This window comes from Brevundimonas sp. NPDC046655 (assembly GCF_044901625.1).
Classification (GTDB): Bacteria; Pseudomonadota; Alphaproteobacteria; order Caulobacterales; family Caulobacteraceae; genus Brevundimonas.
The window spans coordinates 259,561-278,259 of record NZ_JBJDPV010000005.1; the positions used below are offsets into that span (position 1 = coordinate 259,561).

At 67.4% G+C, this 18,699-nt stretch carries 16 protein-coding genes and 1 tRNA gene; 12 read left to right on the forward strand and 5 right to left on the reverse strand.

All coding sequences use genetic code 11. The annotated features are described in order from the left end of the window. Positions 1–258 precede the first annotated feature (258 nt). Both ACI2KI_RS14785 and ACI2KI_RS14790 read left to right on the forward strand, forming a co-directional pair. Positions 259–2,148, forward strand: a complete 1,890-nt coding sequence (locus tag ACI2KI_RS14785) for a ribonucleoside-diphosphate reductase subunit alpha (RefSeq protein ID WP_404621314.1) — start codon at positions 259–261, stop codon at positions 2,146–2,148. Between the two features lie 253 nt (positions 2,149–2,401). After that, positions 2,402–3,166 (forward strand): lipid A-modifier LpxR family protein, encoded by a 765-nt coding sequence (locus ACI2KI_RS14790; RefSeq protein ID WP_404621267.1) that lies wholly within the window; start codon positions 2,402–2,404, stop codon positions 3,164–3,166. Between the two features lie 3 nt (positions 3,167–3,169). Here ACI2KI_RS14790 and ACI2KI_RS14795 read toward each other — a convergent pair whose 3' ends face one another. After that, the gene (locus ACI2KI_RS14795; RefSeq protein WP_404621269.1) at positions 3,170–4,933 is read right to left on the reverse strand and encodes a gamma-glutamyltransferase family protein; all 1,764 of its coding nucleotides are present in this window, start codon (positions 4,931–4,933) and stop codon (positions 3,170–3,172) included. A 152-nt stretch (positions 4,934–5,085) separates the two neighbouring features. On the opposite strand from ACI2KI_RS14795, the gene ACI2KI_RS14800 reads away from it, so the two are divergent. Beyond that, positions 5,086–5,162, forward strand: a tRNA-Arg gene (locus tag ACI2KI_RS14800). Positions 5,163–5,578: 416 nt separating this feature from the next. Here the strand turns inward: ACI2KI_RS14800 and ACI2KI_RS14805 are convergent. After that, complete coding sequence (locus ACI2KI_RS14805) at positions 5,579–8,833, reverse strand: TonB-dependent receptor domain-containing protein (protein WP_404621271.1); 3,255 nt, start codon at positions 8,831–8,833, stop codon at positions 5,579–5,581. 233 nt (positions 8,834–9,066) lie between these two features. Here ACI2KI_RS14805 and ACI2KI_RS14810 point away from each other — a divergent pair, with 233 nt between their 5' ends. The 7 genes from ACI2KI_RS14810 to truA all read left to right on the forward strand — a co-directional run bounded on the left by ACI2KI_RS14810 (position 9,067) and on the right by truA (position 13,602). After that, the gene (locus ACI2KI_RS14810) at positions 9,067–10,224 is read left to right on the forward strand and encodes a patatin-like phospholipase family protein (RefSeq protein ID WP_404621273.1); all 1,158 of its coding nucleotides are present in this window, start codon (positions 9,067–9,069) and stop codon (positions 10,222–10,224) included. 133 nt (positions 10,225–10,357) lie between these two features. Then, positions 10,358–10,714, forward strand: coding sequence for an acyl-CoA thioesterase (locus ACI2KI_RS14815; protein WP_390182866.1), 357 nt, complete (start codon positions 10,358–10,360; stop codon positions 10,712–10,714). A gap of 48 nt (positions 10,715–10,762) precedes the next feature. After that, positions 10,763–11,035, forward strand: coding sequence for a hypothetical protein (locus ACI2KI_RS14820; RefSeq protein WP_390182356.1), 273 nt, complete (start codon positions 10,763–10,765; stop codon positions 11,033–11,035). Positions 11,036–11,114: 79 nt separating this feature from the next. Beyond that, positions 11,115–11,687 (forward strand): peptide deformylase, encoded by a 573-nt coding sequence (gene def / locus ACI2KI_RS14825; protein WP_313472996.1) that lies wholly within the window; start codon positions 11,115–11,117, stop codon positions 11,685–11,687. Further along, positions 11,687–11,902 (forward strand): hypothetical protein, encoded by a 216-nt coding sequence (locus ACI2KI_RS14830; protein WP_292083856.1) that lies wholly within the window; start codon positions 11,687–11,689, stop codon positions 11,900–11,902. The genes def and ACI2KI_RS14830 overlap by 1 nt, the downstream gene beginning before the upstream one ends. Positions 11,903–11,929: 27 nt before the next feature. Then, positions 11,930–12,853: a methionyl-tRNA formyltransferase gene (gene fmt / locus ACI2KI_RS14835; protein ID WP_404621276.1), complete on the forward strand. Its 924-nt coding sequence runs from the start codon at positions 11,930–11,932 to the stop codon at positions 12,851–12,853. Then, complete coding sequence (gene truA, locus ACI2KI_RS14840) at positions 12,853–13,602, forward strand: tRNA pseudouridine(38-40) synthase TruA (RefSeq protein WP_404621278.1); 750 nt, start codon at positions 12,853–12,855, stop codon at positions 13,600–13,602. Before fmt ends, truA begins: the two co-directional genes overlap by 1 nt. 2 nt (positions 13,603–13,604) lie before the next feature. Here truA and ACI2KI_RS14845 read toward each other — a convergent pair whose 3' ends face one another. After that, complete coding sequence (locus ACI2KI_RS14845; RefSeq protein WP_312064796.1) at positions 13,605–14,009, reverse strand: YidB family protein; 405 nt, start codon at positions 14,007–14,009, stop codon at positions 13,605–13,607. Between the two features lie 98 nt (positions 14,010–14,107). Beyond that, positions 14,108–14,245 (reverse strand): entericidin A/B family lipoprotein, encoded by a 138-nt coding sequence (locus ACI2KI_RS14850; protein ID WP_105563734.1) that lies wholly within the window; start codon positions 14,243–14,245, stop codon positions 14,108–14,110. Positions 14,246–14,345: 100 nt separating this feature from the next. On the opposite strand from ACI2KI_RS14850, the gene ACI2KI_RS14855 reads away from it, so the two are divergent. Both ACI2KI_RS14855 and ACI2KI_RS14860 read left to right on the forward strand, forming a co-directional pair. Next, on the forward strand, positions 14,346–16,010 hold the full coding sequence (locus ACI2KI_RS14855; protein WP_404621281.1) for a thiamine pyrophosphate-binding protein: 1,665 nt from the start codon (positions 14,346–14,348) through the stop codon (positions 16,008–16,010). A 65-nt stretch (positions 16,011–16,075) separates the two neighbouring features. Beyond that, positions 16,076–17,914 carry a DUF885 domain-containing protein gene (locus ACI2KI_RS14860; RefSeq protein WP_404621283.1) on the forward strand — a complete coding sequence of 613 codons (1,839 nt, stop codon included), beginning with the start codon at positions 16,076–16,078 and terminating at the stop codon, positions 17,912–17,914. A 16-nt stretch (positions 17,915–17,930) separates the two neighbouring features. On the opposite strand, the gene ACI2KI_RS14865 is transcribed toward ACI2KI_RS14860, so the two are convergent. Next, a complete protein-coding gene (locus ACI2KI_RS14865) occupies positions 17,931–18,590 on the reverse strand; it encodes a hypothetical protein (RefSeq protein WP_404621285.1) in 660 nt (219 codons plus the stop codon). Positions 18,591–18,699: the final 109 nt, after the last annotated feature.

Genomic DNA, 18,699 nt, shown 5'->3' on the forward strand with positions numbered 1-18,699 from the left:
AGCTGTACGCCCGTTCCCGCGAACCTGACATCACGCGTTTGTGATCGCGCGAGCCGAGCGGCTTGACGGTTGTCTTTTCCGACTTTTCCACAGGGCGCGCCCGGTGAATCTGTGGACCCCACATCGCCCGACCAAGATCAAGTCTTTACCTGGCATTAGCGATATGCGCCCATACATCTAGCCGAGCACGGGAATAGAGACACCATATCTAGTGTTTCAAACCGGCACGGTCTTCATACGATTTTGATCGGGGCAAGGATCAACATGGCTGGCGGCGAAGCTCTGCAGACGACGGAATTCACGACGGTTTCTGCGCCGCCGCTCGAGGGCAAGCCGCAGCTGAAGGTGGTCTCGGGCCTGAAACTGGACCGTTCGCGCGACGCCGTTCTGACCGACTTCGGCAAGAAGACTCTCGAAGATCGCTACCTGCTGGCGGGCGAGAGCTATCAGGACATGTTCGCCCGCGTCTCGACGGCCTACGCCGACGACGCCGAGCACGCCCAGCGCATCTACGACTACATGTCCAAGCTGTGGTTCATGCCTGCCACGCCGGTCCTGTCGAACGGCGGCGCCGACCGCGGCCTGCCGATCAGCTGCTTCCTGAACGCCGTGGGCGACAGCCTGGACGGCATCCAGAACGTCTGGAACGAAAACGTGGCCCTGGCCTCGAACGGCGGCGGCATCGGCACCTACTGGGGGGGCGTTCGCTCCATCGGCGAGAAGGTCAAGGGCGCCGGCAAGACCAGCGGCATCATCCCCTTCATCCGCGTGATGGACTCCATGACCCTGGCGATCTCGCAGGGTTCGCTGCGCCGCGGATCGGCCGCCGTCTATCTGGACATCCACCACCCCGAGATCGAGGAGTTCCTCGAGATCCGCAAACCCTCGGGCGACTTCAACCGCAAGTCCCTGAACCTGCACCACGGGATCAACATCACCGACGAGTTCATGGAGGCGGTGAAGACCGGCTCCACCTTCGACCTGAAGTCGCCGAAGAACGGCGAGGTCATGAAGACCGTCGACGCCCGTTCGCTGTGGACCAAGCTGCTCGACATCCGCATGCAGACGGGCGAGCCCTATCTGATCTTCTCGGACACGGTGAACCGCCAGATGGCCCCGCACCAGCGCGAGCTGGGCCTGAAGGTCAAGCAGTCGAACCTGTGCGCCGAAATCATGCTGCACACCGGTCGCGACCACCTGGGCGCCGAGCGCACCGCCGTCTGCTGCCTGTCGTCGGTGAACGCCGAAACCTTCCTGGAATGGCGCGAAGAGCCTAAGTTCATCGAAGACATCATGCGCTTCCTGGACAATGTCCTGGAGGACTTCATCCACCGCGCCCCGCCCGCCATGGCGGCGGCCGTCTACTCGGCCAAGCGTGAGCGGTCGGTGGGTCTGGGCCTGATGGGCTTCCACTCCTTCCTGCAATCGCAGGGCGTGGCTTTCGAGTCGGCCATGGCCAAGTCGTGGAACATGCGCCTGTTCAAGCATCTGCGCCGCGAGGCCGACAAGGCCAGCCGCCTGCTGGCCGAGGAAAAGGGCGCTTGCCTCGACGCCGCCGAGCGCGGGGTCATGGAGCGTTTCTCGCACAAGCTGGCCATCGCCCCGACGGCCTCGATCTCGATCATCTGCGGCGGCACCTCGGCGGGCATCGAGCCGATCCCCGCCAACATCTATACGCACAAGACCCTGTCGGGCTCTTTCGCGGTCAAGAACCCCTATCTGAAGAAGCTTCTGGGCGAGAAGGGCATCGACACCGAGGCGGTGTGGAACTCGATCCTCGAACACGAAGGTTCGGTTCAGCACCTCGACGCCCTGTCGGACGATGAAAAGGGCGTCTTCAAGACCGCCTTCGAGCTGGACCAGCGCTGGGTGGTCGAACTGGCCGCCGACCGCGCTCCGGAAATCTGCCAGGCCCAGTCGCTGAACCTCTTCATCCCCGGCGACGTGAACAAGTGGGACCTGCACATGCTGCATTGGTCCGCCTGGGAGCGCGGCGTGAAGTCGCTGTACTATCTGCGCTCCAAGTCGGTGCAGCGCGCCGCCTTCGCCGGCGCCGAGGACAAGAAGGAAGAAGAGATCGACCCGAACCAGCCGGACCTCTTCTCGGCGGCTCGCACCGACTATGACGAGTGCCTGGCCTGCCAATAGCCGCCCGTCGCATCTCGAACTGCTGATCTCACCGCCCGGAGGAACCGTCTTCCGGGCGGTTTCGTTTGAACGGAACAGGATTGTGGCTTGAAAGAGTCCGTTGCAGTTCCCCCGCGTTAGTGCAGAGTGAGACTGTTAACGGCTTTGGGAGGGACCGTTGGTGCGTGCGGAGGCTTGCCTCGCTGGGGTTTTGATCATTGTGGGCCTGCCCATGACGGCGAGCGCGCAAGCGAACGGCGCGTTCACCGGAGCTGTGGCCGTACGCAACAGCGACGCCGTCCAGTTCGAGGACGCCGCCGCCCGGCTGGGCGACGAGATCGCCGTCACCGCCGTGGACACGCCCTTCGGCGCGCCCCTGGCCCTGTCCGGCTCGCCTGCGGGACGGGACGTCTTCACCACCGCCCGCAGCGAGGCCTGGTTCAACGGCGATGGCTTCACCGACCGGCTGCAGGTCACGACGCGAGGCGAACCTCGCCGCGCAGACGGCGCCCCGGTGCCCCCCCGAGCCCTGGACGCCCGCGCCTTTGACGGGGAAGGCTACGACGTCACCTATACGCGCGGCTGGGTCGCGGCCCAGGGCCGCACGGCCTCGGGCCTGGAAGTCTCGCTGACGCCCCACGCGGGGGTGGGCTTCGGCAGCGACGGCACGAGCGCCGAGGCCGGCGCCACCCTGAAGATCGGCGAGGGACTGGACCGCCTGGCCCCCGACGGCGACGAAGCCTTCGGCGAACGCGCGCGCTGGTACGTCTATGCGGCCGGGTCCAAGCGGGCGGTCGGCTACAACTTCGCCCGCACCCGCGACGGCGACTTCGCGCGCTCGGGCATGAGCCACGACGAAGGCGCCTTCCTGGGCGACGCCTCGGTGGGCGTGGCCTATCGCCGAGGGGCGGTGCAGAGCTCGTTCGGCATCGTCTACCGCGAGATCGAAGCCAACGGCATCCGCGCCTACAACGGCATCAAGACCGACGTGTCGGAAGGCCTGGTGGCCTTCCAACTGACGATCCGCCCCCGCGAATAGCCCCTACTGGGTCCGGGCGACGCCCTCGCGGCGCGTATCCGCCGCTCCGTCCCATCGACCATCGCGCCACAGCCCGCCATGAAGGCCCGAGGTCTCGGTGGTGTTGGGCCGCAGTACCACCCCGCGCGCCGCCATGCCGTCGCGCACGGCGGTGGGGAAGCCCTCGGTGTCCGCGCCGAAGCCGTCGCCCTTGGCTACCAGGTTCGGCAGATCGAAGGCCTCCTGCAGCGGCAGGCCCCACCCCAGGGCGCCGATCAGGGCCTTGGCGTTATAGGCCAGGATGGACGAGCCGCCGGGCGAGCCCAAAGCCCCGACCAGTCGCCCCTCGCGATCCAGCACGATGACCGGCGACATGGACGAGCGCGGGCGCTTGCCTGCCGCCACGGCATTGGCCGCCGGCGTTCCGTCAGCCGCCGTCGGGACCAGGGAGAAATCGGTCAGCTGATTATTGAGGAAGAAGCCCCCCGCCATCCGACCCGAGCCGAACAGGCTCTCGACCGTCGTGGTCATGCTGACGGCGTTGCCCCTCGCGTCCACCACGACGAAATGCGAAGTGCCGGCCGGCTCCTGCGTGGCGTCGGCGCCCAGGCGCGGGGCGCCCGCCGGGGTCCCGAACGGCGCGGCTCCGCGCAGGGCTGGGGCCAGGGCCGCGCGTTCGGCGGCATAGGCCGGATCCAGCAAACCGGCGACCGGCACCGACACAAAGGCCGGATCGCCGAAGTAGCGGTCGCGATCAGCGTACATCAGCCGCTGCAGCTGACCGAAGGCGGCCCAGGCCTCGGGGCTCTTTGCCCCCTTGTCGAGGTCCGGCGTCGTTTCGCCCATGGCCAGCAGCTGCAAAATGGAGGCGCCGCTGGACGGCGGCGGCGGCACGCACACGACATAGACCTTGTAGGAACCGCAAACGGCCTCACGCACGACGGGGCGATAGGCGGCGATGTCGGCGGTCGTCAGTCCGCCCGGACGCGGCCCTTCGGCCACGGCGGCGGCGATGGCCTCGGCCAGAGGCCCGGTCTGCAAGCCCGCCGCGCCTTCGCGCGCCAGAGTCCGCACCGTCTCGGCATAGGCCGGGTTCTTCAGCACATCGCCAGCGACATAGCGCGCGCCGTCCGGCTTGGTGAAATAGGCGCTCGCCCAGGGCGTCTTCGCCTGGGGCGCATTGCTGTTGATCATGCCCGCCAGTCGGGGGCTGACGACAAAGCCGTCCTGCGCCAGCTTTTCGGCGTCGCCGAACAGCTCGGACCAGGGCAGCGCCCCGTGCTGCTTCTGCGCCAGGGCCAGCATCGGCACGGCGCCCGGCGCGCCGGTCGAACGCCCGCTCAGCACTGCATCGACGAAGGGCAGCGGCTTTCCATTTTCATAGAAGAGCTCGGGCGTGGCCGAGGCCGGGGCCGTTTCGCGCCCGTCATAGACAGTGATGGCCTCGGTGTCGGCGTCGTAGAACATCATAAATGCGCCGCCGCCCAGACCCGACGACTGCGGCTCGACCAGGCCCAGAACCGCCTGAACGGCGACCGCCGCATCCACCGCCGACCCGCCGCGCGCCAGAACCTTCATCCCCGCGTCGACCGCCAGAGGATTGGCGGCCGAGACGAAGGGCCCACGCGCGGGCGCTTGCGCCGCCTCCGCGACCGACGCCGATTCGTGTCCTTGCGCGACCGGCGTCGTGACGCAGCCCGCCAGCATAAATGCGCCGAGAGCCGCTCCGGCCAGAATGAGCGAATTCTTGCGCCGGGACGTCGACGAAGGGATGGAATGGGCGCGCACCAAGGGGCTCCTGCAGGGTTCAGGGAGAGGTTCATGCCTAGTGCGCCGGGCCCCAGAGTCCAAGCCTGCATTTTCTATCGGCATTTTCAGAAAAGCCGCTTGCCAGCCCCCGGCCCACCCGCTAGATAGCCGCCCTGCCCGCGAGGCAGTGCGCACCCGTAGCTCAGCTGGATAGAGCACCAGACTACGAATCTGGGGGTCAGGAGTTCGAATCTCTTCGGGTGCGCCACTTCTCCCACCATCGTTCAAAACGCTGCGGACCTATGTTCGCGCTGCCGTCTCGGCGCCGATGTCTGGCAGCCTTCTCTTGAACAAGGCATGCACCTCCGTCAGGCCATGTAGCCCTTGCCGGATTGGTCATGATGGCCCGAGACGAGCACCTCGCCGCGCGTTTCCCGACAGCCTCCGCGGCTGCGACTCTCGCCGCCTTCATCCCACAGCGGGTCCTTGTCCAAACCGGCCCGGCTACAGAGCCGCGATAGGCGAGGTCCACATGCCTTGGTCTTTATGCACACCCGCCTCGGCACCAGGCTGACCGGGTCGCGAGCCATCGCGCCATGCCCCTTTGATCGGCTTGCATGCGGATGAACAAGAAAAAGGGCGGCGGACCGAAGTCCGCCGCCCTCTCCGCTTGAGCCGTAAGGCTTAGAACGGGCGGTAGTTGAGGCTCAGGAAGAACCGACGACCGAACAGGTCGAAGTTGTCGGCCGTCGTGTTGCCCAGCCAACGCGCCGGCTCTGCGTCGAAGGCGTTCACGACGCCGGCGCGGACCGTCAGGTTGTCGCGAGCGGCCCAGCGCACCGAGAAGTCGTGCTGCGAGAAGTCGCCCGTTTCCAGGTACTTGGCGGTTTCATACAGGTCGGGGTTGGCGACCAGGTTATCCACGTCGAGGATTTCCTGGCTGGCCTGCCAATCCCAGTCCCAGGTGAAGGCCAGGGTGTCGATCGGCGCCCAGGTGACGGTCGACAGGAAGCGCACGCGCGGCATGCCGACGGTGTCTTCAAAGTCGCTGGAGTCCGACGGATCGGCGATGTTGACGAAGTCGTGCTGCTCGATCAGCCAGTTGCCGCGGATCGAGTGGCTGAACGAGCCCCAGTTGCGGCCGAAGAACTCGGGCAGGTCGGTGCGATAGCTGGCCGTGAAGTCCACGCCCTTGGCCGTCAGCGCCGCATAGTTCAGCGAGCCCTGGATGAAGCTCGTAACCTGGAAGCTCGACGGATCGCGGGTTTGGGTGGCGCAGGCGCCGACGTTGACTGAGTCGCCGTTGACGCACTGGTTGGCGGCGCTTTGGGCGGTCACGGAGGCGATCGCGTCGTTGATCTCGATGTCATAGTAATCCATGACCAGCGAGAAGTTGGGCAGCAGGTAGTCCGGCGTCCAGACGCCGCCGACGGTGAAGCTTTCCGAGGTTTCCGGCTTCAGGAAGGGGTTGCCGCCGGCCAGGCCCGACACCGAGCCGCTGCCGTAGTTGGGCAGGTAGGCGTTGGAGGCCGAGGCATCGGCGAAGTTCAGGTTCAGGCCCGCAGCCTTGGCCAGAGCGCCGCAGTTGGCGATGCGGTTGTTGGCGATCGAACGGTCGGCCAGGTTGTTGATGACCGTAGCCGAGCAGGGGTCGCTGAAACCGTTGGCGAAGGTCTGGCCATAGGGCTCGCTGGTTTCGCCCAGGTTCGGCACGCGGATCGCCGTGGCGGTCGTGGCGCGGAACATGAACTGGTCGACCGGGCGCCACTGGAACTGGGCGCTGTAGGTCTCTTGCTGGCCGACATGCGAGTAGTCCGAGAAGCGGTAGGCGCCGCTGATCTCGGCCGACTGGCCCAGGAAGCTGTCGCGGAACAGCGGGATGCTGACCTCAGCGAAGACGTCGTTGGTGTCGTAGCTGGCTTCTTCGAAGTCCGGGCCGGCGTTCAGGAACAGGAAGCGGCCGGCGGTGTCGCGGTCGCGGCCCGTGCCGCTGGTGATTTCCTTGCGGTACTCATAGCCGATCGACGCGCCGATCGGGCCGGCGCCCCAGAAGTCCCACAGCTTGCCCGAGGTATAGGCCATGAAGTCGTGCTGTTTGTTCTGGTCGGTCACCGTGACGGCGGCCTGCAGGTAGTCCAGGCCTTCCTGGGTGAAGCCGTTCGGACCGAAGACGCGGACCGGCGAGCAGTCGTCGATGACGGCGCCCTGACGCGAGTAGGTGGTTCCGCCGATCACGGCGTCCGGCACGGGGACGCCGTTGGCCTTCATCAGCTGGATGCGGCAGACGACTTCGCCCGGCTTGCCGTTGACCTTGCCCGCGACGTCAATGACGGCGTCGGCCGCAGCCTGGTAACGGACCACGTCCACGCCCAGTTCGCGGTTCGAGTTGTTCATCTCGCCGTAGGTGTAGCCGGCTTCCCAGTTGACGTCCTTGACGAAGGCCACGTCGCCCAGGTCGCCGCGCAGGCCGACGACGTAGCGTTGCAGGTCGCGGTTGTTCAGCTGGTTGCGCGCCGGGCCGTACAGCTTGTGCTGGGCGCGGGCGTCGGCCACCGTGCTGGTGACGGCGCCGGCCGAGTTGAAGATGTCGCGGCGGTTGTTCTGGATCGCCAGACGCACGTCCGACGGCAGGTAGGCGTTGTCCAGGCCGATCTCGAAGGCTGAGGTGGCCGTGATGGCGCCGACGGTGTTGGGCGCCAGGGCGCGGATATTGAAATCGTGGAAGACGCGTTGACCGGCGTCGTAGGTTTCTTCCTCCACGTACTTGGCTTCGGCGAACAGGCTGACATTGTCGGTGATGTCGAAGTTCAGGCCAGTCTGGAAGCGATAGTTGGTCGATTCCGGCAGGCGGCTGGCCTGGCCTTGTTCGGTGTTGGAATTCTGACCTTCACCGCCGTTGCTGGTGGTGCGGCTGAAGCCCGTGCCCTGGCGGATCGAACCGAAGGTGACCGGTCGCGACACGCCCTTGTCATCATAGAGGTAGGCGTTGTCCAGGCGGTTCGACGGGGCCAGCGAGAAGCAGTTGGCCGAGAAGGTCGTGGCCGAGCAGGTCTGGAACGGAACGTCGGGGTCGTTGGCCGCGCTGGGCTTGACGCCCGTCGACAGGATGGTCACGCCGCCGAAGTTGGTGCCGCGGATATAGGTGCGGGCGTCGCGGATCAGGATCTGGTCCGGCACGCCGTCCGAGGGGGCGCTGGACGGGTCGGCGTCGTTGCCGATCAGGGCCCAGCCCTCGCGGCGCCAATCAACGTCGGCATCCAGGACTTCGTCGTTGCGCTGGAATTCACCCGACACATAGTAGTTCAGGCGGCCGTCCATCAGGTTCTGGCCCCACAGGACCGAGAGGCGTTCGCTCAGCTGATGGTCCTGGTTGATCTCGGCGATCGAGGCATCGATCTCCAGGCCGTCGAAGTCCTTGCGCATGATGAAGTTGACCACGCCCGAGACGGCGTCAGCGCCGTACACGGCGGCGGCGCCGCCGGTGATCACTTCGGTGTTGGCGACGAGCAGGCGCGGGATGGTGTCGACGTCCACCGACAGCGAACCGGGGCTCGAGCCGACGTGGCGACGACCGTCCACCAGCACCAGGGTGCGCACGGCGCCCAGGGCGCGCAGGCTCAGCAGCGACAGGCCCCCGTCGTTCAGGTTCGAACCCGTGGTGTCTTCCGGCACCTGCGAGGTGGACAGGGCCGGGATGTCGGCCAGGAAATCGATGACGTTGACTTCGCCTGACTGCAGCAGTTCTTCCTGACCGATCTGGATCAGGGGCGTCGGCGAGTTGGTCGGGTTGCGGCGGATGCGCGAACCGGTGACGACGACTTCACCGAGGTTGGTAGCCTGGTCTTCCTGAGCAGCAGCGGCGCCAGGGGCGACGCTGATCATGGCGGCGGCCGTCAGGCCGGCGATCAGCGTGGAGCCCATGAGCTGAGATTTCTTCATGTTCATTGGTCTATTCCCCCCCAAACGTTCAGGAGTGAACGGTTGGTTAGGCCGCTTCATCGTCGCTCTTGGATCGAGCGGCAATATTTTTGACGAGAGAACGCCTCATTTGTCGTTCAGGCGCGCCTTTTTCGCTACAGTTTCGTCACATTTCGCCAGTCCGTGAAATTGCCCCTGCCGTGATCGTGGTCGCCGTTGTTTGACGCCGACGGCGCAGCGGTCGATGAAGGGGCGTGAGCGACGCCCCTCCTCCCGTTCGACGTCCGCGCAGAGGCCGCCTGCCCGCGCCGCCTCCCGGCCTCGGGAGGATCCAGGGGTTTTCCGACATCCGTCTGAGCGTTGAGCAGGCCGAGGCCTCGCTGGAGGCGGCCGCGGACCGCCTGTCGTTGCCGCGTTCCGGCTGGGCGTCCGGGCGGTTCGACATGCTGGCCATTTCCGGCGGCGCAGCGGGCGGGGCTTATGGAGCGGGGGCCCTGGTCGGGCTGACCGAGGCCGGAGCGCGCCCCGCGTTCGCCCTGGTCACCGGGGTCAGCACCGGCGCCCTGATCGCGCCCTTCGCCTTCCTGGGACCGGCCTGGGACGAGCGCCTGGCCGACGCCTATGTCGGCGGGCACGCCGCAGACCTGCTGAGCCTGCGCCGGCTGGCTTCGACCTTCACCGGCGGGCTGTTCCGGGGCGAGGCCCTGGACGCCCTGATCCACCCCTTTGTGGACGATGCCATGATCGACGCCGTGGCGGTCGAGCACGCGCGGGGGCGACGGTTGCTGGTGGCGACCACAGACCTGGACAGCCAGCGCGCCTGCATCTGGGACATGGGGGCCATCGCCTCGCATGGCGGGGAGCCGGCGGTGGACCTGTTCCGCGAGGTGCTGGCCGCCTCGGCCAGCCTGCCGGGCCTGTTTCCGCCGCGCCGCATTCGCTGCGAGGTCGATGGCGAGAGCTTCGAGGAGATGCACGTCGACGGCGGCGTCGCCGCTCCTCTGTTCCTAATGCCCGAGGGCCTGCTGCGCTGGAACCGGCTGGGCCGGCGGCTGCACGGCGGCCGGGCCTATGTCCTGGTCAACACCGTGCTGGAGCCCGAGCCGCGCACCACCGCGCCGAACATGGCCGCCATCCTGACCCGCAGCTTTGACGCCATGCTGCGGTTTTCCTATCGGCAGGCCCTGGGGACGGCGACGACCTTCTGCGCGGCCCAGGGCCTGCCGATCAGCGTCGCCTCCATCCCCGATGCGCCGGATCAGGGCGGGATGCTGAGCTTCGATACGGCGACGATGAAGCGTTTGTTCGACGCTGCCCGCGCACGGGCGCGGACCGGGGAGCTGTGGCGCTCGCCGGTGGCCGAACGGCACGGACTGCAGGGGCTGCTGGATCGGCTGCGACCGCGCGGATAGAGGCCTTGATGCGGTCCAACGCGAGGCGCATGGAGAAGTCCTCCCCGAGACTTTCAAGGCCCCGCTCGTGACCGACGCCGAACAGACCCCCGTCCTCCTGCCCGAAGGCCAGCCCGTCGGCCGCGTCATCGCCATGCCCGCCGACACCAACCCCGAGGGCGACATCTTCGGCGGCTGGCTGCTGGCCCAGATGGACCTCGCCGGCGCCACCCCGGCCTTCGAGCGCGCCAACGGCCGCTGCGCCACCGTGGCCCTGGACGGCATGGTCTTTCACCAGCCGGTTTCGGTCGGCGACGAGGTCTCGACCTACGCCAAGGTGATCCACACCGGCCGCACCTCGATCCGCGTCCATGTCGAGGTCTGGAAACGCTCTCGCGGCGAGGCCGAGGCCCGCTCGGTGCGCGTGACCGAGGGCGTCTTCACCTATGTGGCCATCGACGCGGACCGCAAGCCGCGTCCGCTGCCGCCGGTGCTGGACAGCCAGGCCTAAGCGTAACAATGTTCAGCCAGCGCCTCGGGCGAGGCTGGGAGGCTGAACATGTGGACCTTGGCGGGTATCGGCGCCTTTGTCGGCGGGCTGTTCCTGATGTTGCGGGAACTTCTGCCGTTGCTCAAGGCGCGCCAGACCGGCGTGATCCGCAGCAAGGGACACGCCGCGCGCCGTATCGAGCGCGCGGTCGATCCTGAGCGGTTCGAAGGCCTGTGCCGGGCGCGGCTGAAGGCGGCCGGCGCGGGGGGTCTGCTTGCGATCGGCGGGGCGGTCTGGACGATCATGCAGGTCGCCGGGATCGCGGCGGCCTCGGCCGGCTGAGCCCTCTCGTCCGTCGCAAGACCAAGCGCCGCACTCGGAAATTCTTGACGTTGGGCCGCCCGCATCCTACCTGCGGGCCATGGCTATTCGTCGCATCCTGACCATCGATAACGCCGCCGACCTGGCGATCCTCAAGGCCGTCTCCCCGCCCGTCGAGGGCGGCGTGACCGACGACCTGCGCGCCCTCATGGACGACATGCTGGAGACCATGTACGCCGCGCCGGGCATCGGTCTGGCCGCCGCCCAGATCGGCGAGCTGAAACGCGTCGTGGTGATGGACCTGGGCGACAAGGTCGTCGAGGGGCAGCCGGACGAACCGGAAACCGAGGAAGACGCCCTGGCGCGCCGCAACCCCCGTTACTTCGTCAACCCCGAAGTGATCTGGGCCTCGGACGAGCTCTTCTCCTACGAGGAAGGCTGCCTCTCGGTGCCGGAATATTTCGACGCCGTCGAACGCCCCGCTCGCATCCGCGTCCGCTACCTGAACTATGCCGGCGAGCAGATCGAGGAAGAGATCGAAGGTCTCTACGCCGTCTGCTTCCAGCACGAACTGGATCACCTGAACGGCGTCCTGTTCATCGACCACCTGTCGCGCCTGCGCCGCGAACGGGCCGTCGCCAAGGTCAAGAAGAACGCAAGGCTCGCCGCCTGATGGCCCGCAAGACCACGATCATCGACCCGCGCGGTCGTCGCCGCATGACCCGCAATCAGAAGGTCGGCGCCGCCAGCCTGGCCACCATCGTCGCCGTCGCCGCCGTCGGCGTGGTGGCGGGCCTGCTGCTGGACCGCCTGCTCGATTTCGACGACGCGCTCGACGCGGGCGGCGAATGGGACGAGGGCGGCGGCGTCTATACGCGCTGGATGTAATCCGCCCCACGGTCTAAAGGCGTGGCCATGCGCCTAGCCTTCATGGGAACCCCCGACTTCGCCGTGCCGTCGCTGGCCGAGCTGATCGCCTCGGGACACGAAATCGTCGCCGTCTATTCGCAGCCGCCGCGCCCCAAGGGCCGGGGCCAGAAGCTGACGCCGTCGCCGGTTCACGCCTTCGCCGAGGCCATGGGCCTGCCGGTCTTCACGCCCGAGAGCATGAAGGCGGCCGAGGCCATCGACACCTTCCGCAGTCTGGATCTCGACGCCGCCTGCGTCGTCGCCTACGGTCAGATCCTCAAGCCTGAGGTGCTGGAGGCCCCGCGTCTGGGCTGCTTCAACCTGCACGGCTCGCTGCTGCCGCGCTGGCGCGGGGCCGCCCCGATCCAACGCGCCATCATGGCCGGCGACCGTCAGACCGGCGCCCAGATCATGCGGATGAGCGAGGGCCTGGACGAGGGCGCCATCATCCTGTCCGAGGTCATGGACATCCATGCCGACGACACGGCCGCCAGCCTGACCGAGCGCATGGCCCACCTGGGCGCCGCCCTGTGGCCGCGGGCGCTCGCCGCCATTGAGCGCGGCGGCTTCACCGAGACCGAACAGGTCGGCGAAGCGACCTACGCCAAGAAGATCACGCCCGCCGAGGCCCGCATCGACTGGACCCGTCCCGCCGCCGAGGTGGACGCCCATATTCGCGGCCTGTCGCCCTTCCCCGGCGCCTGGTTCGAGGTCGAGGCGGACGGCGAGCCGGTGCGCATCAAGGCCCTGATGTCGGCTCTGACCGAGGGTGAGGGCGTGCCGGGCCAGGTGCTGGACGACGCCCTGACGGTGGCCTGCGGAACCGGCGCGGTGCGCCTGAGCCGCGTGCAGCGCCCCGGCAAGGCGGCGCAGTCGGCGGAAGAGATGCTGCGCGGTTTCGCGGTTCCCGCCGGGGTGGTTTTGGGCTGATGCCCCGCTACCGTTTTACCGTCGAGTACGACGGCTCGGCCTACAACGGCTTTCAGGCCCAGGCCGGTCAGCCGACGGTGCAGGGCGCCATCGAGACGGCGGTGACGGCCTTCAGCGGTCAAACCGTGCGCATCGCCGCCGCCGGGCGCACCGACACGGGCGTCCACGCCACGGGCCAGACCTGTCATGTCGATCTGGACAAGGACTGGCCGGCGCGGACGGTGATGAACGCGCTCAACGCCCACCTGATGCATGAGGCGGTGGCGGTGCTCGACTGCGCCCCTGTCAGCGACGACTGGCACGCCCGCTTCACCGCCAACGGGCGCAAATACCTCTACCGCATCCTCAACCGGCCGGGTCGTCCCGCTCTGGACCGAGGCCGGGTCTGGCACGTCAAGAAGCCGCTGGACGCAGAGGCCATGCACGCGGCGGCGCAAGGCCTGATCGGCCTGCACGACTTCACCACCTTCCGCGACGCCCAGTGCCAGTCGGCCAGCCCGGTCAAGACTCTGGACGTCGCCCGCGTCGCTCGCGTCGGCGAAGAAGTGCATCTGGTGTTCGAGGCGCGCAGCTTCCTGCATCGTCAGGTGCGCTCGATGGCCGGCAGCCTGGCCGAGGTCGGTCTGGGCCGCTGGGCCGTAGCCGATCTGGCCGATGCGCTTGAGACCAAGGACCGCGCGCGCTGCGGCCCGGTGGCGCCGTCAGACGGTCTCTATCTGACGGGCGTCACCTATGAGGCCGAGGCCTAGGTCTAGCGTTTGAACAGGCCGCCCAGGGCGTCGCCAAGGCCGCCCGGCAGGTTGTTCAACAGGCCGCCCAGCAGGTCGTCGGCGCCCTCGGCCGAGCCGTTCGGCGTCAAGCGATCGACGGCTTCCGGCAACAGGCCCGCCAGGGTCTCGCCGGCCTGTTCCGGGGAGACGCCCAGCCTGGCGGCGAAATCGGCGATGGGCCCCGAGCCGAGCACAGAAGCGATCTGCTCCGGTGAGATCGCGGCGTTGCCGCCCTTGCCGATCCACGAGGCCGCCACGTCGCCGAGACCGTTCTGACCGAATTTCTCGGCCAGGCCGGCGACGCCGCCCTGACCCTTGAGCAGGTCCGACAGCCCGCCTGCGGCGTCGTCGCCGAGGCCGCCCAGCACGTTATCCAGAAGTCCCATGGTCGTCCTCCGATTGAAGTCGGCAGTCTGAGGGAGGGAGGCTACGCTTTTGTGGCGGCATCGCAAACGATCGTAACGCCGCCGCCGGGGAGCCGGCCCTAGTTGCGGGCCGAGTTGGAGCTCGAGGTCACGGCCTGGCCGGCGGCTTCCAGATCACGGCCGACGCCGGCGACGGTGTTGCAGGCGGCGGTGGTCAAGGCGGCGGCGATGACGCCGAGAACGATGAGCTTGCGCATGATGATTTCCCCGAAGATGAGACGAATGAGCGCTTCAACGTGAAGCTTGGCCATAAGGTTGCATGGCCAATTCATCCTTCAATCTGCTAACGGCGAAACCATGACGCAAGCTCTCGACACCACCGCCCGCCGTCTGGTCGACACCCTCGTGATGAACGGGATCGACAAGGTTTTCTGCGTGCCGGGCGAAAGCTATCTGGCCGTGCTCGACGCCCTGGCCGACGTGCGGGATCAGATCGAGGTCATCGTCTGCCGTCACGAGGCCGGCGCCGCCAACATGGCCGAGGCCTATGGCAAGCTGACCGGCAAGCTGGGCGTCTGCATGGTCACGCGCGGACCCGGCGCGACCCACGCCTCGATCGGCGTGCATACGGCGCATCAGGATTCCACGCCGATGATCCTCTTCGTCGGCCAGATCGCCCTGACCGACCGCGGCCGCGGCGCCTTCCAGGAGGTCGACTACCGCGAGGTCTTCGGCGGCCTGGCCAAGTGGGCGACCGAGATTGAAAGCCCCGAACGCACCGTCGAGGTGGTCGAGCGCGCCTTCACCACCGCCCTGCAAGGCCGCATGGGTCCGGTGGTCGTGGCCCTGCCCGAGAACATTTTGCACGACCACGGCGGCCCGGCCCCGGTGCGCCCCGTCGTCCCCGCCAAGGCGGCACTGGACCCGGCCTTCGTCGAGCAGGTGCGTGAACGCCTGTCGCGGGCTGAACGCCCCTTGCTGATCCTCGGCGGTTCGGGTTGGACCGACGCCGCCACCGACGCGATTTCGAGCTGGGCCGAGCGTCTGGGCCTGCCCGTCGCCCTGTCCTTCCGTCGCAAGGATCTGATCCGCAACGACCATCCGGGCTATGCGGGCGACCTCGGCCTGGGCCCGAACCCCAAGCTGGTCGCGCGGGTCAAAGCGGCCGACCTGCTGCTGGTGATCGGCGCCCGCATGGGCGAAAATCCGACCCAAGGCTACACCCTGCTGGACCGGACGAAGACGGTCGACACCCTGATCCATATCCATCCGGGGGCAGAGGAACTCGGCCGCGTCTGGGCGCCGGCCCTGTCGGCCGCCTCTGACAATTCGCTGTCGGCCCTGGCCCTGTCGACCATCGATCCGGGCCGGACCTGGAGCGAACAGGGCGCCGCCGCCCACACCGACTTCATGACCTTCTCTTCGCCCATCGAGGTGAAGAGCGCGGTGAACATGAGCGAGGTCATCGCCCATCTGGCCGAAGTCCTGCCGGAAGACGCCATCCTGACCAATGGGGCGGGGAACTTCGCCGCCTGGCTGCACCGCTTCCACCGCCATCAGGCACGTCGCACCCAGTTGGCCCCGACCTCGGGCGCCATGGGTTACGGCTATCATGCGGCCCTGGGCGCCAAGGCGACACAGCCCTCGCGCGAGGTGGTCTGCATCGCGGGCGACGGCGACTTCATGATGAGCGCCAATGAGATGGCCACCGCCGCCCAGTACGGCCTCGGCGTCATCGTGGTGGTCGTGGACAACGGCACCTTCGGCACCATCCGCATGCACCAGGAGCGGGAGTATCCCGCCCGCGTCATCGCTACCGACCTGAAGAACCCGGACTTCGTGAAGTATGCCGAGGCCTTCGGCGCCTTCGCCGTGCGTTGCGAGGCGACCGCGGACTTCCCGGCGGCCCTGGCGGCGGCGCGCGAAGCGGCGGCGGGCGGCCGTCCGGCCTTGGTCCACCTGATCACTGACGCCGAGCAGATCGCGCCGGGTCGGACGATCACGGACCTGCGCGGCGGCTGACCGATAAACTTGCGTCGCTTCCCCATTGCGGGAACAGTGCCGCCTCGTCGTTTCGAGGGGGTTTCATGCGTCGTTTTCTGATCTCATCCGCCGCCGTTCTGGCGTTTTGCGCCGTGGCGCCCGCCGTCATGGCCCAAACGGCGGCGCCCGCTGCGGCTTCGTTACAGGCCCAGAGCGAGGACGCCCGCCTCAACGCCTTCTTTGATCAGGCCTTCCAGGAACGCATCGCGCTCAGCCCGCAGCAGATGACCGGCCTGGGCCTGAAGACCGACTACGACAAGCTGGACGATGTCTCAGACGCTGCCTCGGCCCGCGCGCTGGCCCTGCAAGAATCTCAACTGGCGCGCATGAAGGCCGAGTTCGATCCGGCCAAGCTGAACGCGCAGAGCAAGATGTCCTGGCGTCTGTTCGAATACGGCGTGCAGCAGGCGCGCCTGTCGAACCAGTGGCGTGACTGGGGCTTCCAGTTCGCCGCCAACGGCAATCCGACGACGGGCCTGCCGGTCTTCCTGATCAACAACCACCGCATCAGCAGCGTCTCGGACGCCGAGGCCTATGTCTCGCGCATCACCGAGGCCGAGCGCTACATGGGGCAGGTGGCGACGACGCTGAAGGCCCGCGCCGCCGAGGGCGTGGTCTCGCCGCGCTTCGTCTTCGAACCTTCGATCGCCAACACCCGCGCGGTGATCACCGGCGCCCCCTTCGACAGCGGCGCTGACAATCCGGTCTGGGCCGATTTCCAGAAGAAGGTCGCCGCCTTGGACGCCGATCAGGCGACCAAGGACCGGCTGCTGGCCTCGGCCCGCGCCGCCCTGACCGGCCCCTACAAACGCGGCTTCGACACCGTCCTGACGGCCCTGGCCGAGGTCCGGCCGATGGCCGACAGCGACGCGGGCGTCTGGCGGCTGCCGAACGGCGAGGCCTATTACAACGCCCGCCTGCAGCTCTCCACCACGACCGACCTGACCGCCGATCAGATCCATCAGATCGGTCTGGACGAGGTGGCCCGCATCCAGCGCGAGATGGAGGTTATCAAGGCCAAGGTTGGCTTTGACGGCTCCTTGCAGGACTTCTTCGTCTTCCTGAAGACCGATCCGCGCTTCCAGTATCCGAACACGGCGGAGGGCAAGGAGCAGTATCTGACCGACGCCCGCGCCTTCATCGCCCAGGTCATGGCGGTGGCGCCGCAGTGGTTCTCCAACCTGCCCAAGGCGGCGCTGGAGGTCCGCGCCGTCGAGCCGTTCCGCGAGGCCACGGCCTCGATCGCCTTCTACAATGCGCCTGCGCCCGACGGCTCGCGCCCCGGCATCTACTACGTCAACCTGTCGGACATGACCCAGGTGCTGAAGCCCCAGATCGAGGGCATCAGCTATCACGAGGGCGCGCCGGGCCATCACTTCCAGATCGCCTATGCGCAGGAGATCGAGGGCCTGCCGCGCTTCCGCCGCTTCGGCGGCTACGGCGCCTACGCCGAGGGCTGGGGGCTATACGCTGAACAGTTGGGCAAGGAGATGGGCTTCTATCAGGATCCCTATTCCGACTTCGGCCGTCTCTCGACCGAGCTGTGGCGCGCGGTGCGTCTGGTCACCGACACCGGCCTGCACGCCAAGCGCTGGAGCCGCGAGCAGGCGATGGACTACTTCCGTCAGAACTCCCTGCTGTCGGAGCGCGACATCCAGAAAGAGGTCGAGCGCTACATCACCAACCCGGGCCAGGCGACCAGCTACAAGATCGGCGAGTTGAAGATCGAGGAACTGCGCCACAAGGCGGAGGCCACGCTGGGCGCCAAGTTCGACATCAAGGACTTCCACGCGGTGGTCCTCGGCTCCGGCTCGGTGCCGCTGGACGTGCTGGCGGACCAGGTCGACGCCTGGATCGCAGCGGGCGGCGGGGCGCCGAACTAGGATCCTATACTCGTCGTCACGGACACGGGCGTGGCAGGGGCGGCAGCGTAAATGGCGGTTGATACACAGCGATAAGTGGTGTCGCCCCTCTCAGGGGCATGTCGGGATCTGCTGCGGCGACTGCGACGCGATTGGCGGCGAACAACTGTTCCCAGCGGGAGGGCGATTGAAGATCGATGACGGCTTCATGCCAGTATCGGCCTTCGTCGTCCTCCAGGGCTATTTTGAAACGGCCGCCTTTTTTCAGAGCTTCAAGCAGTCCGGGCGTGGCTACAGCGCCAGCATCGTTGGTGCTGGCGTAGCCGGTGGACCAATCCTGACCTCTGTCCAAACCGGCAGGTACGAAGACGCGCCACCCCGGCCAAGCCTGACCATTCGGCCCGATCAGAACCGATTGAACCCAACTGGGGCGGTCGCGGCAGTAGTCGCCGAACTTTACGGTCCATCCTACCGAATGCGGCTGGCCCAGACGTTCGCCATCGCTGTCGAACCGGAGGGTGAACGAGAACGGATCGCCCTTGCTGTCCCCTCCCGCGCGCAGTGCGACGTCGCCCATACGCGGCGCCTGACCTTCGGCGCGCCTGACCTCCAGCGGCATTCGTGCCTCGTAGACCTTGGAGGGCGCGGCACAGGCGGAAGCGCTCAGCAGAGCAAGGAGGGAAACAAGGGCGCGCATGGAGTCTCGCAGATTCCTGAATTCTGAGTTGGGGCGCGTCGAACGAGTAAGTCAACCAGCCCTGGCGTTGCTCCATCGCGATGCACCGGCTCGCCGGATTGCCGGGTTT

What these genes read in the sequence shown, in the direction of transcription:
- ACI2KI_RS14850 (WP_105563734.1), bottom strand. Translation starts at nt 14,245, where the DNA reads ATGCGCAAGCTCATCGTTCTCGGCGTCATCGCCGCCGCCTTGACCACC.
- fmt (WP_404621276.1), top strand. Translation starts at nt 11,930, where the DNA reads ATGCGCCTAGCCTTCATGGGAACCCCCGACTTCGCCGTGCCGTCGCTG.
- ACI2KI_RS14820 (WP_390182356.1), top strand. Translation starts at nt 10,763, where the DNA reads ATGTGGACCTTGGCGGGTATCGGCGCCTTTGTCGGCGGGCTGTTCCTG.
- ACI2KI_RS14855 (WP_404621281.1), top strand. Translation starts at nt 14,346, where the DNA reads ATGACGCAAGCTCTCGACACCACCGCCCGCCGTCTGGTCGACACCCTC.
- ACI2KI_RS14845 (WP_312064796.1), bottom strand. Translation starts at nt 14,009, where the DNA reads ATGGGACTTCTGGATAACGTGCTGGGCGGCCTCGGCGACGACGCCGCA.
- ACI2KI_RS14865 (WP_404621285.1), bottom strand. Translation starts at nt 18,590, where the DNA reads ATGCGCGCCCTTGTTTCCCTCCTTGCTCTGCTGAGCGCTTCCGCCTGT.
- ACI2KI_RS14805 (WP_404621271.1), bottom strand. Translation starts at nt 8,833, where the DNA reads ATGAAGAAATCTCAGCTCATGGGCTCCACGCTGATCGCCGGCCTGACG.
- truA (WP_404621278.1), top strand. Translation starts at nt 12,853, where the DNA reads ATGCCCCGCTACCGTTTTACCGTCGAGTACGACGGCTCGGCCTACAAC.
- ACI2KI_RS14860 (WP_404621283.1), top strand. Translation starts at nt 16,076, where the DNA reads ATGCGTCGTTTTCTGATCTCATCCGCCGCCGTTCTGGCGTTTTGCGCC.
- ACI2KI_RS14830 (WP_292083856.1), top strand. Translation starts at nt 11,687, where the DNA reads ATGGCCCGCAAGACCACGATCATCGACCCGCGCGGTCGTCGCCGCATG.
- def (WP_313472996.1), top strand. Translation starts at nt 11,115, where the DNA reads ATGGCTATTCGTCGCATCCTGACCATCGATAACGCCGCCGACCTGGCG.
- ACI2KI_RS14815 (WP_390182866.1), top strand. Translation starts at nt 10,358, where the DNA reads ATGCCCGCCGACACCAACCCCGAGGGCGACATCTTCGGCGGCTGGCTG.